Origin of the sequence: Streptomyces jumonjinensis, from assembly GCF_009600885.1 — a bacterium.
Lineage (GTDB): Bacteria > Actinomycetota > Actinomycetes > Streptomycetales > Streptomycetaceae > Streptomyces > Streptomyces jumonjinensis.
Genome location: NZ_VCLA01000022.1, coordinates 34,205 through 51,079, shown reverse-complemented (window position 1 = coordinate 51,079; position 16,875 = coordinate 34,205). Strand labels below are relative to the sequence as shown.

Sequence of the window (16,875 nt, the reverse complement as noted above, 5' to 3'; positions counted from 1 at the left end):
GCACGCTGCCGGGGGCGGGGGTGCCGGGGATGGGATGCCCGGCCGCCGGGAGCACGCCGCCGGGGGCGGGGGTGCCGGGGGCCTGGTCCGGTGACCGGGGAGCATCGGAAGCCTGAGCCGCCGGCGCGGGGGCGACGGGAGCCGGGTCCGTCGACCCGAAAACCCCGGAGGCACCGGAAGCACCGGGCGCACGGTCCGGTGACCGGGGAGCAACGGGAGCCTGAGCCGCCGACCCCGGAGCCTCAGGAGCCTGGCCCGCCGGTCCGGAAGCACCGGTGCCGGACGCGGCGGCCCCCGGCCCCGGGAGCCCGCTCCCCGGCGCACCCGTGAGGAGGCCGGTCAGGTCGGGGGCGGTCGGCGGCTGCGCCGGGGCGGTTACGCAGTCGGGGGCCAGCAGCTCCCGGTGGAGGGCGCGCAGGGCGGGGCCCGGGTCCGTGCCCAGCCGGGCCGCGAGACGGCGGCGGAAGACGTCGTACGCCGCGAGGGCCTCGGCGGGGCGGCCCGTCACGGCGAGGGCCCGCAGCCGCAGCGCCTGGAGCGGCTCGTCGATCGGATGGTCCGCACAGAGCGCCGTCAGCTCCGGGAGCGCCTCCGCCGCCGACCCGAGGTCCAGCGCCGCCGTCAGCCGGGTGCGGCGGGCGTCGAGGCGGCGGGCCTCCCAGCGGGCCGCCAGTGCGGCGCGGTCGGGCAGATCCGCCAGCACGGGTCCCCGCCACAGCCCGAGCGCCTCGTCGAGCAGGCCCGCCGCCTTCGCCGCGTCGCCCTGCCCCAGCGCCCGCGCGCCGTCCCCCGCCAGCCGGTCGAACCGGTGCAGATCCACGTCGTCGGCCTCGGCGCACAGCAGATATCCGCCGCCCTCGGCCGACGCCACCGCGTCCCGCCCCAGGGCCCGGCGCAACCTCCCCACCAGCGCCTGGACGGCCCCCGGCGCGTCCGCCGGAGGGTCCCCGGCCCACACCTCGGCCACGATGCGGCCGACCGGGACGGCCCGTCCGGGCCGTATCGCCAGCACGGTCAGCAGCGCGCGCAGCCGCGCGCCGCCGAGGGCGACGGGGGTGCCGTCGCCCTGGAGGGCCTGGGTGGTGCCGAGTACCGAGATACGCACCCGCTCATTGTCGCCGCTCCCCCGGCGTGCCCCGGCGCGGGACGCGGCGGGAGGCAGCGGGAGGCAGCGGGAGGCGGCGGGAGGCAGCGGGAGGCGGAGCGCCCGGGGCCGGGGCCGGAACCCCGCGGCCATGGTCGCGCGTTGTCCCGGTGCGCTGTCGGAGCGCGCGTGTACGGTCGGTCCGCACGTCCCCGTATCCGAGGAGGCATTCCCATGCCCACCCGAACCTCCCACCGCGGCGACCGGCGCATCAGCCCCGTGTTCCTCGGGATCGCCGCCGTGACGGCGGTGAGCGGCTGGGCGGTGTGGACGGACTTCGCCGACGTCCCCGGCCTCGCGGTCTTCCTCTTCGTCACCTCGGCGTGGATCGTCTCGCTCTGTCTGCATGAGTACGCGCACGCGCGCACCGCGTTCCACAGCGGTGATCTGTCCATCGGCGCCAAGGGGTATCTGACGCTCAACCCCTTCGCCTACACCCACGCCCTGCTCAGCATCGTGCTCCCCGTGCTGTTCGTGATCATGGGCGGTATCGGGCTGCCGGGCGGCGCGGTCTTCATCGACCGCGGCCGGATCCAGGGGCGGTGGAAGCACAGTCTGATCTCGGCGGCGGGGCCGCTGACGAACGTGCTGTTCGCGGTGGTGTGCACCGCGCCGTTCTGGCTGAACGCGCTGGACGGCGTACCGGTGGTCTTCCGGTACGCGCTGGCGTTTCTCGCACTGCTCCAGGTGACCGCGGCGATCCTGAACTTCCTGCCGGTGCCGGGGCTCGACGGGTACGGGGTGATCGAGCCCTGGCTCTCGCACCGGATCCGCCGCCAGGTGGAGCCGCTCGCGCCGTTCGGGCTGATCCTGGTGTTCGTGCTGCTCTTCTTCATCCCCGAGGTGAACAACGCGTTCTTCGACGGGGTCGACGCGGTGCTGCGGCAGCTGGGCGTCGGCGACCTGGAGACCGGCTGCGGTCTGGACTACTACCGCTTCTGGCAGGGCGAGAACGCGTTCTGCGCTTCGTTCGCCGGGCGCTAGAGAGCCTGTCCGGGCGGGTCAGCTCGCGGCGGAGTGGGCGCGGTCGAGCTTGGCCTTGCGGAAGTAGTACCAGGCCATGTTGGAGGAGAGCCCGGCGAGGAGCACCCAGACGACGCCGATCCACATGCCCTGGGTGAAGGAGACCACGGCCGCCGTGACGGCGAGCACGCAGACGATGAGTGCGTAGAGAGCGAGGCGGGGCATGGGGTGAGGCTCCTGTCGGGGGTGTGTGTCCGTCCCGCCCAGTGTCCCCCATGCCCCGTTCGCGCTCACACTCCGGCCGGTCCGGTCCGGTCCCGCGCAAGGTCCCGGCTCCGGACCCGGTAAGGTCCCGGCTCCGGTCCCGGTACGGACGGGCCCGGGTCAGACGTCGGTGACGCGGAGCCCGGCGTGCGCCTTGTAACGGCGGTTCACCGAGATCAGATTGGCGACCAGGGACTCCACCTGGTGGGCGTTGCGGAGCCGGCCCGCGAAGACTCCGCGCATTCCGGGGATCCGGCCCGCCAGCGCCTGCACCAGATCGGTGTCGGCCCGCGCCTCGCCCAGCACCAGCACATCGGTGTCGATCTCGTCGATCGACTCGTCCTGGAGCAGCACCGCCGACAGATGGTGGAAGGCGGCCGTGACCCGGGAGTCCGGCAGCAGTGCGGCGGCCTGCTCGGCTGCGCTGCCCTCCGCCGGCTTGAGGGCGTACGCGCCCTTCTTGTCGAAGCCGAGCGGATTGACGCAGTCGATGACCAGCTTGCCGCTCAGCTCCTCGCGCAGCGATTCGAGGGTCTTGGCATGTCCGTCCCAGGGCACGGCCACGATCACCACATCGCTGCGCCGGGCGCACTCGGCGTTGTCCGCGCCCTCGACGCCCAGGCCCAGTCCGGCGGCGGCGCTCTCGGCGCGCTCGGCGGCCCGGGAGCCGATGATCACCTTCTGTCCGGCCCTGGCCAGCCGGTAGGCGAGCCCCCGGCCCTGATCGCCGGTGCCGCCGAGCACGCCGACGACGAGACCGGACACATCGGGGAGGTCCCAGGGGTCCTTCGCGGCGGGCTTGGCCTCGGCAGGGGAGTCGGCTGAGTTGTCAGTGGAAGTCATGGCCCGACCCTACTTCCAGGCGGCGGAGCGCGTACGGGCTCTCGAAGGAGTGAGCCGGGCCGGATCCGCCCTGCGCGCGGGCGGCGGGTGCTACAGGATGCGGTGCCATGGACGCGGTGCGAGTGGCGCTGTTGCGCGAGGTTCTGGCGGGCACCCCCTGGCCGGGCGCCACCCGGCGGTTCGCCCGGGTGCTGCGGTCGTCGGTGGTGCCGCAGGGGGGCGGGCTGCTGCTGGTGGGGACGGAGGAGTACGAGCCGTGGCATCTGGCCGCGCATCTCGTGGACGAGGCCGCCTGGTCGGGGCTGCCGGAGCTGGCCCCGACGCTGGTGCGCCACCGGGCGAGGCCGGGCGACCCGGCTCATCTGGCGGTCGGCCTCGGCCGGCTGGAGTCGGTGCGGCGCGGGGAGACGCTGCTGGTGGTGGCTCCGGAGCGGCCGGAGGCGGAGCTGCTGGAGCGGGTGCGCGACGCCCGCCGCGCGGGGGCCACGGTGCTGGCGCTGGACGGCGGGGACCCGGAGGTGCACGGGCTGGCGCACGAGGCGCTGACGGTGGCGGCGCGAGGAAACGAGATGAACGCGATGAACGCCGTGAACGCCGTGAACGCGGTAGACACCATGGACGCCGTGGACATGGACATGGTGCAGCATCTGGTGAGCGCGGCGGCCGGGGAGAACAGTCTGCCGGGCTCGCGCGGCGGGCGCCCCTTCCGCGACCGGCTCTCCCGGCTGGTGGATCAGCTGACCTCACCGCCGCCCGCGCGCTGGTAGCTCCCCGGGGCGCTGGGCGGCCCCGAATTCGGTTGCCGGTGCCGAGGTCACGGACGGACCATGGCCGTTTGTGACGTCCAAGATCTCCGCGATACTTCCCGATCTCTCCCCCTGGCGGTCCTCCCGCGATTTCCGGCTGCTGTGGGTCCAGGGGCTGATCGCCCACTTCGGCAGCGCGATGGCGATGATCGCGCTGCCGCTCCAGATCAAGGACCTCACCGGGTCGCCGCTCGCGGTCGGCGCGATGGGCGCGGTGGAGCTGGTGCCGCTGATCGTGTTCGGGCTGTACGGCGGAGCGCTCGCGGACGCCGCCGACCGGCGGAAGCTGATCATCGGCACGGAGGCGGGTCTCGGGGTGCTCGCCGTCATCCTGCTGGTGAACGCGATGCTGCCGGAGCCCATGCTCTGGCCGCTGTATGTGGTGGCGGCCGGGGTCTCGGCGATGGCCGGTCTCCAGCGCCCGGCGCTGGACGCGCTGATAGCCCGTATCGTCCCGCACGACCAGATGACCGCGGCGGCGGCGCTGAACAATCTGCGCTGGCAGCTCGGCGGGATCGCCGGGCCCGCGGCGGCCGGTCTGGTGGTGGCCTACGCGGGCCATGCGCCGGCGTACGGGATCACCCTCGCCGGGTTCGCGGTCTCCGTGCTGATGTGTCTGCGGCTGGCGCCCGCCCCGGCAGCGCACGACGCCGAGAAGCCGTCGCTGCGCGGGATCGCGGAGGGCGCGCGCTATGCCGCCTCACGGCCGGTGCTGCTGGGGACGTACGCCATCGACCTGGTGGCCATGATCTTCGCCTTCCCGCTCGCGATCTTTCCCTTCCTGGCGGACGACCTGGACGCGGAGTGGTCGCTGGGGCTGATGTTCGCCGCCATCTCCTTCGGCTCGGTGCTGCTGAGCGCGATGAGCGGCTGGACCACCCGGGTACGGCGGCACGGACTGCTGGTGGTCTACGGCGCGGCGGTCTGGGGGCTGGCGATCGCCGCCGCGGGCTGGTTCGACAATATCTGGCTGGTGCTGGTGTGCCTGGCGCTCGCGGGCGCGGGCGACACCCTCAGCGGGCTGGGCCGGATGACGATCTGGAACCAGACCATCCCGGATGAGCTGCGGGGACGGCTGGCGGGCATCGAGGTGCTGTCGTACAGCGTCGGCCCGCAGCTGGGGCAGGTCCGCTCGGGGGCGATGGCGGGGTGGACCGGCACCCGGGCCGCGATCTGGAGCGGGGGCGTGGTCTGTGTGGCGGGGGTCGCCCTGCTGACGGCCGCGCTGCCGAAGCTGCTGCGGTACGACGCGACCACGGACGAGGACGCCCTGCGCCGCCGCGCCCAGCAGGAGGCCGCGACCCGGGAGTGACGCCCTCCGGCCGGGGAGCGACCGGTCCGGGGGACCTGGTCGGGGAGACCTGGTCGGGGAAGACCGGACCCGGGAGACCGGTCCGGGAGACCGGTCCGGGAGACCGGTCCGGTGCCCACGTCCGGCGCGCTCACGGCCGTCGTGCGCGCCCCCGCCGCCGGACCACCGCGCCGAACCCCGCCGCCGCCCCCGGCTCAGGCCCCCGGGGCGTCCCGGGGGGTGTCACCCCACTTGGGGTCGTTCTCCCACTCCTCGTTCCGCTCCCGCGCCGTCTCCATGGCATGCTCGGCCTCCTGGCGGGTCCCGTAGGGCCCCAGCCGGTTCTTCGCGGGGCACTCCGGCCCCTCCTCGACCTTCCCGTGCTCCAGGCAGTAGTACCACTCGCCCGGCTTTCCAGCCGTACGCCTCTTGAACAGCGCCATCGTCCGCTCCCTTCCTCTGGAGCCATGCTGCCCCACACCCCGTGGTTAGACTCGCTGACATGTCTGGCCAGTCACTGCTCGTGCCCGGGGAACTGTCCCCCGCCCGCTCCGTCCCCGCCGCCATCCGGCGCCCCGAATACGTCGGAAAGCCCGCCCCGACCCCGTACAGCGGGCCGGAGGTGCAGGACTCCGACACCGTCGAGCGGATGCGCGTCGCGGGCCGCATCGCCGCGCGGGCGATGGAGGAGGCCGCCAAGCACATCGCTCCGGGGGTGACCACCGACGCCCTCGACCGGGTCGCCCATGAGTACATGTGCGACCACGGCGCGTACCCCTCCACGCTCGGCTACCGGGGCTTCCCCAAGTCCCTCTGCGCCTCGGTCAACGAGGTCATCTGCCACGGCATCCCCGACTCCACCGTGCTCCGCGACGGCGACATCGTGAACCTCGACGTCACCGCGTACATCGGCGGCGTCCACGGCGACAACAACGCCACCTATCTCTGCGGCGAGGTCGACGACGAGTCCCGGCTGCTCGTGGAGCGCACCCGGGAGTCGCTCAACCGCGCCGTCAAGGCCGTCAAGCCCGGCCGCCAGATCAATGTCATCGGCCGGGTCATCGAGTCGTACGCCAAGCGCTTCGGCTACGGCGTGGTCCGCGACTTCACCGGGCATGGGATCAACTCCTCGTTCCACTCCGGGCTGATCATCCCGCACTACGACTCGCCGCACGCGACGACCGTCATCCAGCCCGGGATGACCTTCACCATCGAGCCGATGCTCACCCTCGGCACCCATGAGTACGACATGTGGGAGGACGGCTGGACCGTGGTGACCAAGGACCGCAAGCGGACGGCCCAGTTCGAGCACACGCTGGTGGTGACGGAGACCGGGGCGGACATCCTCACGCTGCCCTGACCGGCGCGGCGGAGCGGATTTTTACCGACAGGGCGTCGGCAACACATTGACTTAGGTAAGCCTAAGTAGGATGATCGGTGGCGGTGCACGGCCCTTTCCGCGCGCCGTCCGCTCGTCCGTCCCCCGGTCCTGGAGGTCATCGCCTTGGACGCCACCGCCACCGATACGCCCGTCGGCACGCCCTTCTCGACGCTCATCCGCACCTCTTCACAAGCGAAGCACGACGACGCGACCGCCTCGTCCTTCATCAGCGATCTCGTCGGGGGCCGCCACAGCAGAGAGGCGTACATCCGCTACACCGGCCAGCTCTGGTTCGTGTACCGGGCGCTGGAGGAGTCCGCGGAGCTGCTGAAGGACGACCCGGTGGCCGGGCCCTTCATCAAGCCCGAGCTGTTCCGCACCGCGCAGCTGGAGCGCGATCTGGCCCATCTGCTGGGCGCGCAGTGGCGTACGGGCCTGACGCCGCTGCCCGCGACCGCCGCGTACGCCGCCCGGATCACCGAGTGCGCCAGGACCTGGCCCGCCGGATACATAGCGCACCACTACACCCGTTATCTCGGGGATCTCGCGGGCGGCCAGCTGGTGCGCGACCGGGCGGAGCGGACCTGGGGGTTCGAGCGCAAGGGCGACGGAGTGCGCTTCTACGTCTTCGAGGAGATCCCGAACCCGGCGGCCTTCAAGCGGGGTTACCGCGAGCTGCTGGACGCGGTGAACGCGGACGATCTGGAGCGGCAGCGGATCATCGAGGAGTGCAACCGCGCCTATGACCACAACAGCGCCGTCTTCCAGGCGCTGGACGGGGAGTTCCCGCTCAGCGCGTGAGGCGCCTGAGGCGGCTGAGGTGTGAAGCCGCTGAGGCGTACGGAGCGGTTGAGGCGTACGGAGCAGCCCGGACGCCCGGGCCCGGCGGGCGCGGCTCCCCGCCGGGCCGCCGAGCCCCCGAGCCGCGAAGCCGCCGGACCGCCTGGCCTCAGCCCATCAGCCGCAGCGCGTCGGTGACGCTCAGCCTGCGGGCGGGCACCGGAGCCGGGCCCGCGATGCCGCGTGCCGGAGTCGGCGCGGCGGCTGCGAGGCGGACCCGTCCGCCGATCTCCACCGTGCCGTCGGGGCCGGGGGCCGTGAGGATCTGCGACCCCCGGCCCTGAGTGATGTTCAGGGCCCGGCCCAGCAGATCCGTGAGCAGCAGCGCGGCGGCCCCCGTCGCCTCGTCCTCCACGATCCCCCCGTCCCGCCGGGGGAACGCCCGTGCCCGCACCCGTCCGGCGGCCTCGTCCTCCCAGGCCCAGGCGTAGAGCCAGCCCTCCCCCGGCGGCGGCGCGGGCAGCGCGTCGATCTCCTCCGGGGTGGCGTACCGCTCCAGCAGCCGGGGCGGGGCCCACTCGGCGCGGGCGGTGATCCAGGTGAACTCCCCGTCGCCCCGCGCCTCCACGGTGCCCGCCGGAGGGTTCAGCTCCGCCAGGTCGAGCAGCCAGGCCGCGCCGACGAGCGGATGCCCGGCGAAGGGGAGCCGCAGGCCCGGGGTGTAGATGTCCACGGTCCCGCGCTCGGGGTCGTCCACGAACAGGGTCTCGCTGTAGCCGAGTTCACCGGCGAGCGCCAGCCGTGACGCCTCGTCGGGGTAGCCGCGCGGGTCGCGGACGACCCCGAGGGCGTTCCCGTGCCGGCCTTCGGCGTCGCAGAAGACATGGAGCACATCGAGCACATGGCGTACATCGCGTTCGTTCACCCCGGCATTGAAGCACCGGCTCGGCCGTCCGGCGTACGCGGTCAGTACAACGGCAGGGCCGCACCAGCGCACTTGGCACCGGTGCAGCCCTGTCTCCGGGTCCTGGGTGAGGTCAGGAACCGGTCGCGGTCCGCTTGCGGCGGACCGCGAGAACCACGCCCGCGCCGGCCGCGGCGACGCCCGCCGACGCGGCGATCAGCGCGGTGGCGGGGATGTCCGCGCCGGTGGACGCCAGGGAGCCGCCGACCGAGCCGCCGGTGGAACCGCCGGTCGAGCCGCCCGTGGAGCCGCCGACCGAGCCCGCGGTGGTGGAGCCGGAGCCTCCGGTGGAGTCGCCACCGGTGGAGCCGGTCGTGCCGGAGCCGGTGGAGCCCTCGGTGGAAGAGCCTCCGGTGGTGCCGGTGGAGCCGCCCGTGGTGTCGGGGACCTCGGTGTTCTCGTCCAGGGAGACCGCGAGGGTGACCGGGTCCAGCTCCTCACCGGCTTTGTACATGCCGTCGAAGGCCTTGGAACCCTCGGCCGTCAGCTTCGCCGGGGCGGCATTCAGCCGTACGACGTCGCTCGCGGCCGTGAGCCCGCCGGACGGGATCGTCAGCGAGGCGAACTCAAGGTCGTCGTAGACCAGGACCTTCGGCTTCTCCTTTCCCTTCGGCCGGGTCTTGGTGCTGACATCGGCGGTCAGGGCGCCCTGGGCGCCGTTCGCCTGGACGGTGAGGCCGCTCAGCTTCAGATCGAGGATGTACTGCCCCTTCGTGAGATGGCCCAGGAAGCGGACGCTGCCGTCGAAGGAGGCCGACAGGGACTTCGCGTCGGCGTCGAAGGCGCCCGTGCCCTTGGGGAAGCGGTAGCCGTCGCCCGACTTCACCGCGCCGTCGGCGAGTTCGACCTTGCCGTGGGCGATGTTGCCGACGACGTACTCACGGAACCGCTTCTTGAGGCCCCAGTCGAGATTGCCGTCGGCGATCGCGCCGTCGCCCGCTCCGGTCCCCGACCGCCCCGACTTCCCGTTCGCCGCCTTCCCGCTCGCCGACTGCTCCGAGGGCTTCGCCGAGGCGCCGGCGGAGGGCTCGGACTCCGGCTTGAGCTGCGGCTTCCCGGACGGCCCGGGGCTCTTGGAGGCGGCGGGCCCGGGGCCGGCGGACGGCGGGGGCTTCGGCTCGCCGCCGTCCGCCGTCCTGACCGAGAGGGTCGCCGTGTCCAGCGCCTGGCCCGCCGGGTAGCGGAAGGCTGCCGCGCCGTCGGCCGTCAGCGTCGCCGGGATGTCCGCGAAGACCGTCGCACCGCCGTCGCCGGAGCCCCGGTCCGCCTTCGCCATATCGAGCTCGGCGATCGCGATGTCGTTCCGCTTCTCGCCGTCGACGGTGACATCGCCCTGGACGGTGCCGCTCTTCCGGTCGCTGATCATCTTCACATCGGAGAGTTCGAGGGTGAAGTGCTTCGCGGTGAAGAGCACACTGCCCTCGAAGGACACGCTGTTCACGGAGGTGGCGGTGTCGTATGTGCCGGTGCCGCCGGTGAAGGTGAACGGGCCGTTCTCCGCCGCCTGCTTCGCTCCCTGGGACACCTTGATGTTCTCCGCGCCGACGTAGGCGCGGAAGGAGTCCTTGAAGCCCCAGTCCAGGGTTCCTTCCGCCAGTTCGATCCCGGCGGCGGACGGCGCGTCGGCTGACGGCACGGCGGTGGTCCGTTCGGCGGCGGGCGGCGACGAGTCCGCCGCGACCGCCGGGAGGGCGAGTGCGGTGGCGCCGAGCGCGGCGGCGGTGGCCGCCGCTGCGGCGAGGACGAGGGGCCGGCGGGAGGCGGGCATGAGGGGGTACTCCTTGATTCGGGTCAGTTCTGGGCCGTGCGGCGACGGCGCACGACGAGGAGGGCGACGGCCGCGGCGGCGAGCACTCCCGCGCCTGCGGCGACGTACACCCAGGTGAGGGAGGAGGCGGAGGAGTCGGCGGCGGGGGCCGCGTCGGAGGCGGACTTCTCCGCGGGCTTCTCCGCGTCCTTCGCGGGGGCCGGGCTCGCGTCGCTGCCGAGGTCCGGCAGCGCGGGCAGCTGGGCCTTCTCGTCCACGGCCACGGCGAGGGAGACCGGGTCCATGGCGGTGCCCGCCTTGTACATCGAGCCGAACGCCTTCGCGCCGCCCTCGGTGAGCGTCGCCGGGGCCTCGTCGAGGGAGACGAGTCCCTTCTCGGGCGTCAGGTTCCCGGCCTCGAAGGTGACCAGCGGCACCGCCTCACGGGTCCGGCCCTCGCTGGTCACATCGGCGCTGAGCGTGCCCTTGCCGTCCTTCACCCGGGCGGTGACCTTGCCGAGGGTGAGATCGAGGTGCTTGCCGGTGAAGGCGACGGAGCCGGCGAAGGACGCGTCGAGGGTCTGCTTCCGGGCGTCGTAGGAGCCTTCTCCCCGGGGGAAGCGGAAGAGCGCTCCGCCGTCCTGCGCGCCGTCGCTCAGGGTCCACTCCCCCTGGGAGACGGAGCCGGTGACGTACTCCCGGAAGGTACGGCGCACACCCCAGTCGACGGCCCCGTCCGCGAGCCGGCCCTGCTTCGCCCGGGAGGGCTCGTCGGCGGACTTCTCACCGGCCGGCTTCCCGGCCGCCTTGTCGGCGGGCTCGTCAGCGGGCCTCTTCCGCTCCGGCGCGCTCTCGGCGCTCTCGGCGCTCTCGGCGCTCTCGGCGGTGTCGACGCTCAGGCTGATCGGGTCGAGCGGGGTGCCCGCCGTGTAGAAGCCGGCGAAGGCGGTCGCGCCCTGCGAGGTCAGTGTCGCGGGCACGTTGTTGAGCGCGACCGGGCCGGTGCCGCCCCTCATGTCGATGCCGGAGAGATTCAGCGAGGCGAAGGCGACCTGGGTCGACCTGGTCACCTTGCCGCTGCCCCGGGCCTTGCTCACCATGTCCGCGTGGAGCGTGCCCTTGCCGCCGGAGATCCGGACCGTGGGCCGGCTCAGGGAGAGGTCCAGCTCATGGCTGCCGTCCGGCTTGCGGTGCCCGGTGAAGTGGACCCCGCCGCTGAACGCGGCCTGGAACGCGCCGGTCTCGGGGTCATAGCCCCCCTTCGCCGAGTGGAAGCGGAAGAGGCTCTCCCCGACCGTGGCGGCGCCCGCCGTGAGGCGGTATTCGCCGCTCGCTATGGGCCCGGTGACGTACTTCTGGAAGGAGGACTTCAGCCCCCAGTCGAGTCTGCCGCCCTCGACCGGGCGCTCCGCCGCCTGCGCGGCTCCCGCCGGGAGCAGGGCTCCGAGCATGGCCGCGAGGAGCGTTACGGCGAACGCGCGGGCCGGTCTGGACGGCAGCATGAGTCCCTCCGAGGGGGGTACGGAGTCTGGCAGAGCGAGGTAAGGCTAACCTAAGCTAAGTCCAGCTTGCGCCGGTAGCCCCATGCATTCCGGTTCCGGCCGTGGACAACCGATTCCGGTCGGGTCTCCGGAGCAGGCGACGACCAGGGCCTGTCCGATCCGTCGGACACGACCCAGGGGGAACGCCCCCCGAGCGCTATGCCGATAGCGGCATACGACATGACGACAGGACGGTGCTCTCGGTGCTTTCACAGACCTCGGCGCGCTCGGTACGCAGATTCCGCCTGGTGGGCGCGGCCCTGACCGCGTTCACCGTCGCCCTGGTGGCAACGGGCTGCGGCGGTGGTTCCGCTTCGCCTTCCCCCGAGGGCGGTTCGGCCCCCGGGAAGGGGCAGTCGAAGAGCTCGGCGGCCCCCGACCGGGTCGAGCCGCTGGGCGCCGTCCCCACCCCCGAACTGCCGGTGACCGTCCCATCCGCGGACGGCCGGAAAGTGACCGTCACCTCGACGGACCGGATCGTCCCGCTGACCGGATCGCTGAACGAGATCGTCTTCACCCTGGGCCTCGGCGAGCGGGTGGTGGCCCGCGATGTCACCGCCACCTTCGAACAGGCCGCGAAGCTCCCGGTGGTGACGCGCGGCCACGACGTCTCGGCGGAGAGCGTGCTCTCGCTCAAGCCGACGATCGTCCTGGCCGAGACCGTGTCCGGCCCCGCCGAATCCCTTCAGCAGATCCGCGACGCGGGCATCCCGCTGGTGGTCGTGGAGACGGCGAAGAGCCTCGCGGACGTGGGCGCCCGGATCGACACGGTGGCCCGGACGCTGGGCGTGCCCGCCGCGGGCACGGAGCTGAAGAAGCGCACCCAGGACCGGATCACCGCCGTACAGAAGGACATCCCCACACCCCCGAAGGGCGAGAAGCCCCGGGTGGCCTTCCTCTATCTGCGGGGCACCGCGTCGGTGTATCTGCTCGGCGGCGCGGACTCCGGCGCGTCATCGCTGCTGGAGGCGGCGGGCGCGGTGGACGCCGGCAAGGAGTCCGGTCTGGAGAAGGACTTCACCGCCATCACCAGCGAGGCCCTCGCCAAGGCCGCGCCGGACGCGATCCTGGTGATGTCCAAGGGCCTGGACTCGGTCGGCGGCGTGGACGGCCTGGTCGAGATCCCTGGCGTCGCGCAGACCCCGGCCGGGATGGACCGCAGGGTGGTGTCGGTGCCGGACGGAGTGCTGCTCAACTACGGCCCGCGTACCGACGAGGTGCTCACGTCCCTGGTGGACCAGTTGTACGCGGACGGCAAGTGACATGACGACGGAAACGCACGCGACACCGCAGCCGCCGCCCCCGGTCCGTAAGGACCTCTCGGACCCATCGGACCCTCCGGCGAAGGCGCCCTCCGTACGCCCCCGGTCCACCGCCTACCTCCTCACCGGCGGCCTGCTCGCCGCGCTCTTCCTGATCACGCTCGTCTCCGCCGGATACGGCGCGTACGACATCCCCCTGGGCGAGGTCGTCTCCTCCGCCCAGCACCGGCTGGGCCTGGGCGGAGCGCGCCTCGACCGGGTCGGCGAGAGCGTGCTGTGGAACGTACGGCTGCCGCGCGTCGTGCTCGCCCTGCTGGTGGGAGCCTCGCTCGGCTGCGCGGGAGCGCTGATGCAGGGCGTCTTCGGCAACCCCCTCGCCGAACCCGGGATCATCGGCATCTCGGCGGGCGCGGCCGTGGGGGCCGTCGCCTCCATCGCGCTCGGGCTGAGCTTCTTCGGCAACTGGACCATCACCGTCTGCGCCTTCGCCGCCGGGCTCGGGACCGTAACTCTCGTCTATACGCTCTCCCGCTCCGGCGGCCGGACCGAGGTCGTGACCCTGATCCTCACCGGCATCGCGGTCAACGCCTTCGCGGGCGCGCTGATCGGGCTGTTCATCTTCTTCGCCGACAACGCGCAGATCACCCAGATCACCTTCTGGCAGCTCGGCTCGCTCTCCCAGGCGACCTGGCCCAAGGTCCTCGCCGTCCTGCCGTGCACCGTGCTCGGGCTGCTCATCGCCCCCTGTTACGCGCGCAAGCTGGATCTGCTCGCCCTCGGCGAGCGGCCCGCCCGCCATCTGGGCGTCGACGTGGAACGGCTCCGTATCGTCCTCATCCTGATCGTCGCGCTGCTCACCGCCGCCGCGGTCGCCGTCGCGGGCGTCATCAGCTTCGTCGGACTGCTCGTACCGCATCTGCTGCGGATGGTGAACGGCCCCGGCCACCGCTTCCTGGTGCCCGGCTCCGCGCTCGGCGGCGCGCTGGTGCTGGCCGTGGCCGATCTCGCCGCGCGGACCGTCGCCGAGCCCGCCGAGCTGCCGCTCGGGGTGCTCACCGCGCTCTTCGGCAGCCCGTTCTTCTTCTGGCTGCTGCGCAGGACCCGTCGCAGACAAGGTGGTTGGGCATGAGGACCCTCTTCGGCATCCGCGGACGAGCGCTGCCCGAGCCCCCGCCGCCCGGCGCGGTCCTCGCGCGGGCGCGCGGCGTCCATGTCCGGCTCGGCGGCCGTGCCGTGCTGACCGGGATCGATCTCATCGCCCGCTCGGGCGAGGTGCTCGCGCTGGTCGGGCCCAACGGCGCCGGGAAGTCGACCCTGTTCGGCGCGCTCGCCGCCGACCTCCCGGCCGACCGGGGCTCGGTGGAGATCGCAGGCCGCCCGGCCGGCGACTGGAGCGCCGCCGAACTCGCCCTGCGCCGCGCGGTGCTGCCGCAGACCGCCGCGCTCTCCTTCCCCTTCCCGGTCACGGAGGTCGTACGGATGGGGCGCGCGCCCTGGGCGGGGACCGCGCGGGAGGACGAGGACGACACGGCGGTCGCCGAGGCCATGGCGGCCACCGAGACGGCGGACTTCGCCGGACGGCCCTTCTCCGCGCTCTCCGGGGGCGAACGCGCCCGGGTCGCCCTCGCCCGGGTGCTCGCCCAGCGGACCTCGCTGCTGCTCCTGGACGAACCGACCGCCGCGCTCGATCTGCGCCATCAGGAGCTGGTGCTGACCGTCTGCCGGGAGCGCGCGGCGGCCGGCGACGCCGTGGTCGTGGTGCTGCACGATCTCGGGCTGGCCGCCGCCTACGCGGACCGGGTCGCGGTCCTGGACGCGGGCCGGATCGCGGTCGAGGGCCCGCCCGCCGAGGTCTTCACCGATGAGCTGCTGAGCCGGGTCTACCGGCAGCCCGTGGAGGTCTTTCCGCATCCGCGCTCGGGCGCTCCGGTGGTGCTGCCGCGCCGGGGAGATGTCCGCAAGGCGTAACGAGTGGCGTCGTGATCGTGTTCGAGGATCGTTCTCATGATCCGATCGATGGGTGTTCGACACCTATCTCTTCGGACTGAGCCAGGGGCTGGCGGCCTTCCTGGCCGTCGCTCTTCTGCTCGCCCGCCCGGTCGCCGCCGGGCGGCGGGCGGCGGCACGCCCGGTGCTGTACGGGTGCGGGGCCGCGGTCGTCCTCGCGGGCGGCTTCGGCTTCGCGCTGGAATTCGCCTCCCAGGGACTGACGTTCAGGGCCCGGGAGCTGCTGGGCGGCACCCTGTCGGTCGGCGCCGCCGCCCTGCTCACGGGGGCGCTGACCGCCCTGGTGCGCGGGGGCCCGGGAGCCGCTGGGCGGCGCCTGCTGTTCGCGGTCGCCTTCGCGGCGGTCGTACGCGACGGCACGGACACGGCCCTGTTCACATGGTCGGCGGTACGGTCCGCGCTGGACGGGCAGGGCTCCGCCGGGCCGCTGGCCCTGGTGCTGCTCGGCTTCGCGACGGCGGCCGGACTGGCGTATCCCGTCGTGACCTCGGTGCGCTCGCGCGCTCTGGCGTACGGGGCGTTGGCGGTCCTGGCCGGGGGCGCGCTCGCGCACGGCGCCGGCCGGTGGCAGTCGGCCGGCGCGGGGACGGCGGACGGGTCCGGCGGCTGGGCGGCCGTCGCCTTCGACCTGACGGCGGCGGTCCCGCCGGACAGCTGGTACGGAGCGCCGCTGACGGCGGTCCTCGGTCTGCCGCCGGACCCGACCGTCCTCCAGTGCGCGGTATGGGGCCTGTACACGATCCCGGCGCTCGTCCACACCCTCGCCCCGGTAGGCTTCGGGCGGTCAGCGGGGGGCGAGGAGAAGGCGACCGATGAGAAGGCCGATTCGGGTGGGAACGCGGTACGCGCCCGGCCGCCGGGGCCGTACGGCGACGGGCGCCGCGGCGATGGCGACGGCGCTGGCCCTGACGGCGGGCGGATGTGTGACCGTCCACGGGGAGCTGGCGGTGGTCCCCTCGGTGACGAAGGCTGAAGCCGCGAAGACGCTTCGGGAGTTCACCGCCGCGTACAACGCGGCCGACAAGGCCCATGACCCGGATCTGGACGCCGCCCATGTCACCGGCGCGCTCGGCGCCATCAATCAGGCCGGGCTCACCTCACGCGGCGTCACCTACCCCGAGGGCAATCCTCAGCACTCCCCGCTGGAGCTGACCGACGCGGAGTTCGCCATCCCGAAGAAGGCGGGGTGGCCGCGGTTCTTCGTCGCCGACGCCGACTCCAACCGCGACCGGGACGACAGCGCCGGGGACAACCGCTGGCTGATCGTCTTTCTGCGCACCGGGCCGGACGACGCCTGGCAGGCCGCCTATCTGACGATCCTCTTCCCGCGTCTGATCCCCGAGCTGAAGACCGATGAGGACGGCTTCGCCGAGCCGGTCGCCCTGGACAGCACCGCGCTGGCGCACGCCCCGCGTGATCTGGGCGAGAAGTACGCGTCCTACCTGGAGACCGGGAAGCCGGAGGTCTTCGAGGACGGCCCGCACACCTCCGGATGGCGCGACTCCCGGAAGAAGGAGGCGACCCGGCCCGGGCGGTCCAAGCAGTATCTCGACGAGCCGCTGAACCGGGACGACTACGCCCCGCTGGCGCTGGCCACCGAGGACGGCGGGGCGCTGGCCTTCTTCACGGTGCGCAACTTCGAGCGCGAGACCGCCGCGAAGGGCGTCCGCATCGCCGTCCACCCGGATGTGAAAGCGCTGCTGAGGGGCGAGGTGCACTCCTCGCTGACCAAGGAGCGGGTCTCCAGTCAGGCGGTGGTGGTGCCGCCGGCGGGCGGCGGCGGGAAGGTGGCGGTGCTGGGCAGGCTGACGGGCCTGACCTCGGCGAAGGGGGCCTGAGGCCGCCGTCCGAAGCGGACGGCGGGCGCGGCGGCCTGGGGCGG

General features: G+C 73.2%; 17 protein-coding genes. 10 read left to right on the top strand and 7 right to left on the bottom strand.

Annotation, left to right across the window (positions count from 1 at the left end):
- The coding region (locus FF041_RS02705) for an AfsR/SARP family transcriptional regulator (RefSeq protein WP_323391041.1) at window positions 1-1,105 on the bottom strand (1,105 nt) is incomplete at its 3' end.
- A 213-nt stretch (window positions 1,106-1,318) separates the two neighbouring features.
- On the opposite strand from FF041_RS02705, the gene FF041_RS02700 reads away from it, so the two are divergent.
- Window positions 1,319-2,128 (top strand): site-2 protease family protein, encoded by an 810-nt coding sequence (locus tag FF041_RS02700; RefSeq protein WP_153520849.1) that lies wholly within the window; start codon window positions 1,319-1,321, stop codon window positions 2,126-2,128.
- 18 nt (window positions 2,129-2,146) lie between these two features.
- Here FF041_RS02700 and FF041_RS02695 read toward each other — a convergent pair whose 3' ends face one another.
- On the bottom strand, window positions 2,147-2,332 hold the full coding sequence (locus tag FF041_RS02695) for a hypothetical protein (RefSeq protein ID WP_153520848.1): 186 nt from the start codon (window positions 2,330-2,332) through the stop codon (window positions 2,147-2,149).
- A gap of 159 nt (window positions 2,333-2,491) precedes the next feature.
- Entirely contained in the window at window positions 2,492-3,214 is a 723-nt protein-coding gene (gene npdG / locus FF041_RS02690) for an NADPH-dependent F420 reductase (RefSeq protein WP_153520847.1), read from the bottom strand.
- A 107-nt stretch (window positions 3,215-3,321) separates the two neighbouring features.
- Between npdG and FF041_RS02685 the strand changes: the two genes are divergently transcribed.
- Together FF041_RS02685 and FF041_RS02680 are read left to right on the top strand one after the other, a co-directional pair.
- Window positions 3,322-3,981 carry a hypothetical protein gene (locus tag FF041_RS02685; protein ID WP_153520846.1) on the top strand — a complete coding sequence of 220 codons (660 nt, stop codon included), beginning with the start codon at window positions 3,322-3,324 and terminating at the stop codon, window positions 3,979-3,981.
- 70 nt (window positions 3,982-4,051) lie between these two features.
- On the top strand, window positions 4,052-5,332 hold the full coding sequence (locus FF041_RS02680) for an MFS transporter (RefSeq protein WP_323391040.1): 1,281 nt from the start codon (window positions 4,052-4,054) through the stop codon (window positions 5,330-5,332).
- 194 nt (window positions 5,333-5,526) lie between these two features.
- On the opposite strand, the gene FF041_RS02675 is transcribed toward FF041_RS02680, so the two are convergent.
- Window positions 5,527-5,754, bottom strand: coding sequence for a hypothetical protein (locus FF041_RS02675; RefSeq protein WP_153480276.1), 228 nt, complete (start codon window positions 5,752-5,754; stop codon window positions 5,527-5,529).
- Between the two features lie 59 nt (window positions 5,755-5,813).
- On the opposite strand from FF041_RS02675, the gene map reads away from it, so the two are divergent.
- A complete protein-coding gene (map, locus tag FF041_RS02670; RefSeq protein ID WP_153520845.1) occupies window positions 5,814-6,671 on the top strand; it encodes a type I methionyl aminopeptidase in 858 nt (285 codons plus the stop codon).
- A gap of 144 nt (window positions 6,672-6,815) precedes the next feature.
- Window positions 6,816-7,493, top strand: a complete 678-nt coding sequence (locus FF041_RS02665; RefSeq protein ID WP_153520844.1) for a biliverdin-producing heme oxygenase — start codon at window positions 6,816-6,818, stop codon at window positions 7,491-7,493.
- Between the two features lie 148 nt (window positions 7,494-7,641).
- Here FF041_RS02665 and FF041_RS02660 read toward each other — a convergent pair whose 3' ends face one another.
- From FF041_RS02660 to FF041_RS02650, 3 genes are all read right to left on the bottom strand, one after another.
- Window positions 7,642-8,397, bottom strand: coding sequence for a PhzF family phenazine biosynthesis protein (locus tag FF041_RS02660; RefSeq protein WP_323391038.1), 756 nt, complete (start codon window positions 8,395-8,397; stop codon window positions 7,642-7,644).
- Window positions 8,398-8,509: 112 nt separating this feature from the next.
- Window positions 8,510-10,204 carry an HtaA domain-containing protein gene (locus tag FF041_RS02655; RefSeq protein ID WP_153520843.1) on the bottom strand — a complete coding sequence of 565 codons (1,695 nt, stop codon included), beginning with the start codon at window positions 10,202-10,204 and terminating at the stop codon, window positions 8,510-8,512.
- 23 nt (window positions 10,205-10,227) lie between these two features.
- Window positions 10,228-11,685: an HtaA domain-containing protein gene (locus FF041_RS02650; RefSeq protein WP_153520842.1), complete on the bottom strand. Its 1,458-nt coding sequence runs from the start codon at window positions 11,683-11,685 to the stop codon at window positions 10,228-10,230.
- 287 nt (window positions 11,686-11,972) lie between these two features.
- On the opposite strand from FF041_RS02650, the gene FF041_RS02645 reads away from it, so the two are divergent.
- From FF041_RS02645 to FF041_RS02625, 5 genes are read left to right on the top strand one after another with little or no spacing between them, the layout of a single operon-like run.
- On the top strand, window positions 11,973-12,986 hold the full coding sequence (locus tag FF041_RS02645; protein WP_323391043.1) for a heme/hemin ABC transporter substrate-binding protein: 1,014 nt from the start codon (window positions 11,973-11,975) through the stop codon (window positions 12,984-12,986).
- A 1-nt stretch (window position 12,987) separates the two neighbouring features.
- Window positions 12,988-14,115: a FecCD family ABC transporter permease gene (locus FF041_RS02640; protein ID WP_153520841.1), complete on the top strand. Its 1,128-nt coding sequence runs from the start codon at window positions 12,988-12,990 to the stop codon at window positions 14,113-14,115.
- The gene (locus FF041_RS02635; RefSeq protein WP_153520840.1) at window positions 14,112-14,954 is read left to right on the top strand and encodes a heme ABC transporter ATP-binding protein; all 843 of its coding nucleotides are present in this window, start codon (window positions 14,112-14,114) and stop codon (window positions 14,952-14,954) included. Before FF041_RS02640 ends, FF041_RS02635 begins: the two co-directional genes overlap by 4 nt.
- A gap of 52 nt (window positions 14,955-15,006) precedes the next feature.
- Window positions 15,007-15,966 carry an FTR1 family protein gene (locus tag FF041_RS02630; RefSeq protein WP_323391036.1) on the top strand — a complete coding sequence of 320 codons (960 nt, stop codon included), beginning with the start codon at window positions 15,007-15,009 and terminating at the stop codon, window positions 15,964-15,966.
- Window positions 15,881-16,831: a hypothetical protein gene (locus FF041_RS02625; protein ID WP_153520839.1), complete on the top strand. Its 951-nt coding sequence runs from the start codon at window positions 15,881-15,883 to the stop codon at window positions 16,829-16,831. The genes FF041_RS02630 and FF041_RS02625 overlap by 86 nt, the downstream gene beginning before the upstream one ends.
- Window positions 16,832-16,875: the final 44 nt, after the last annotated feature.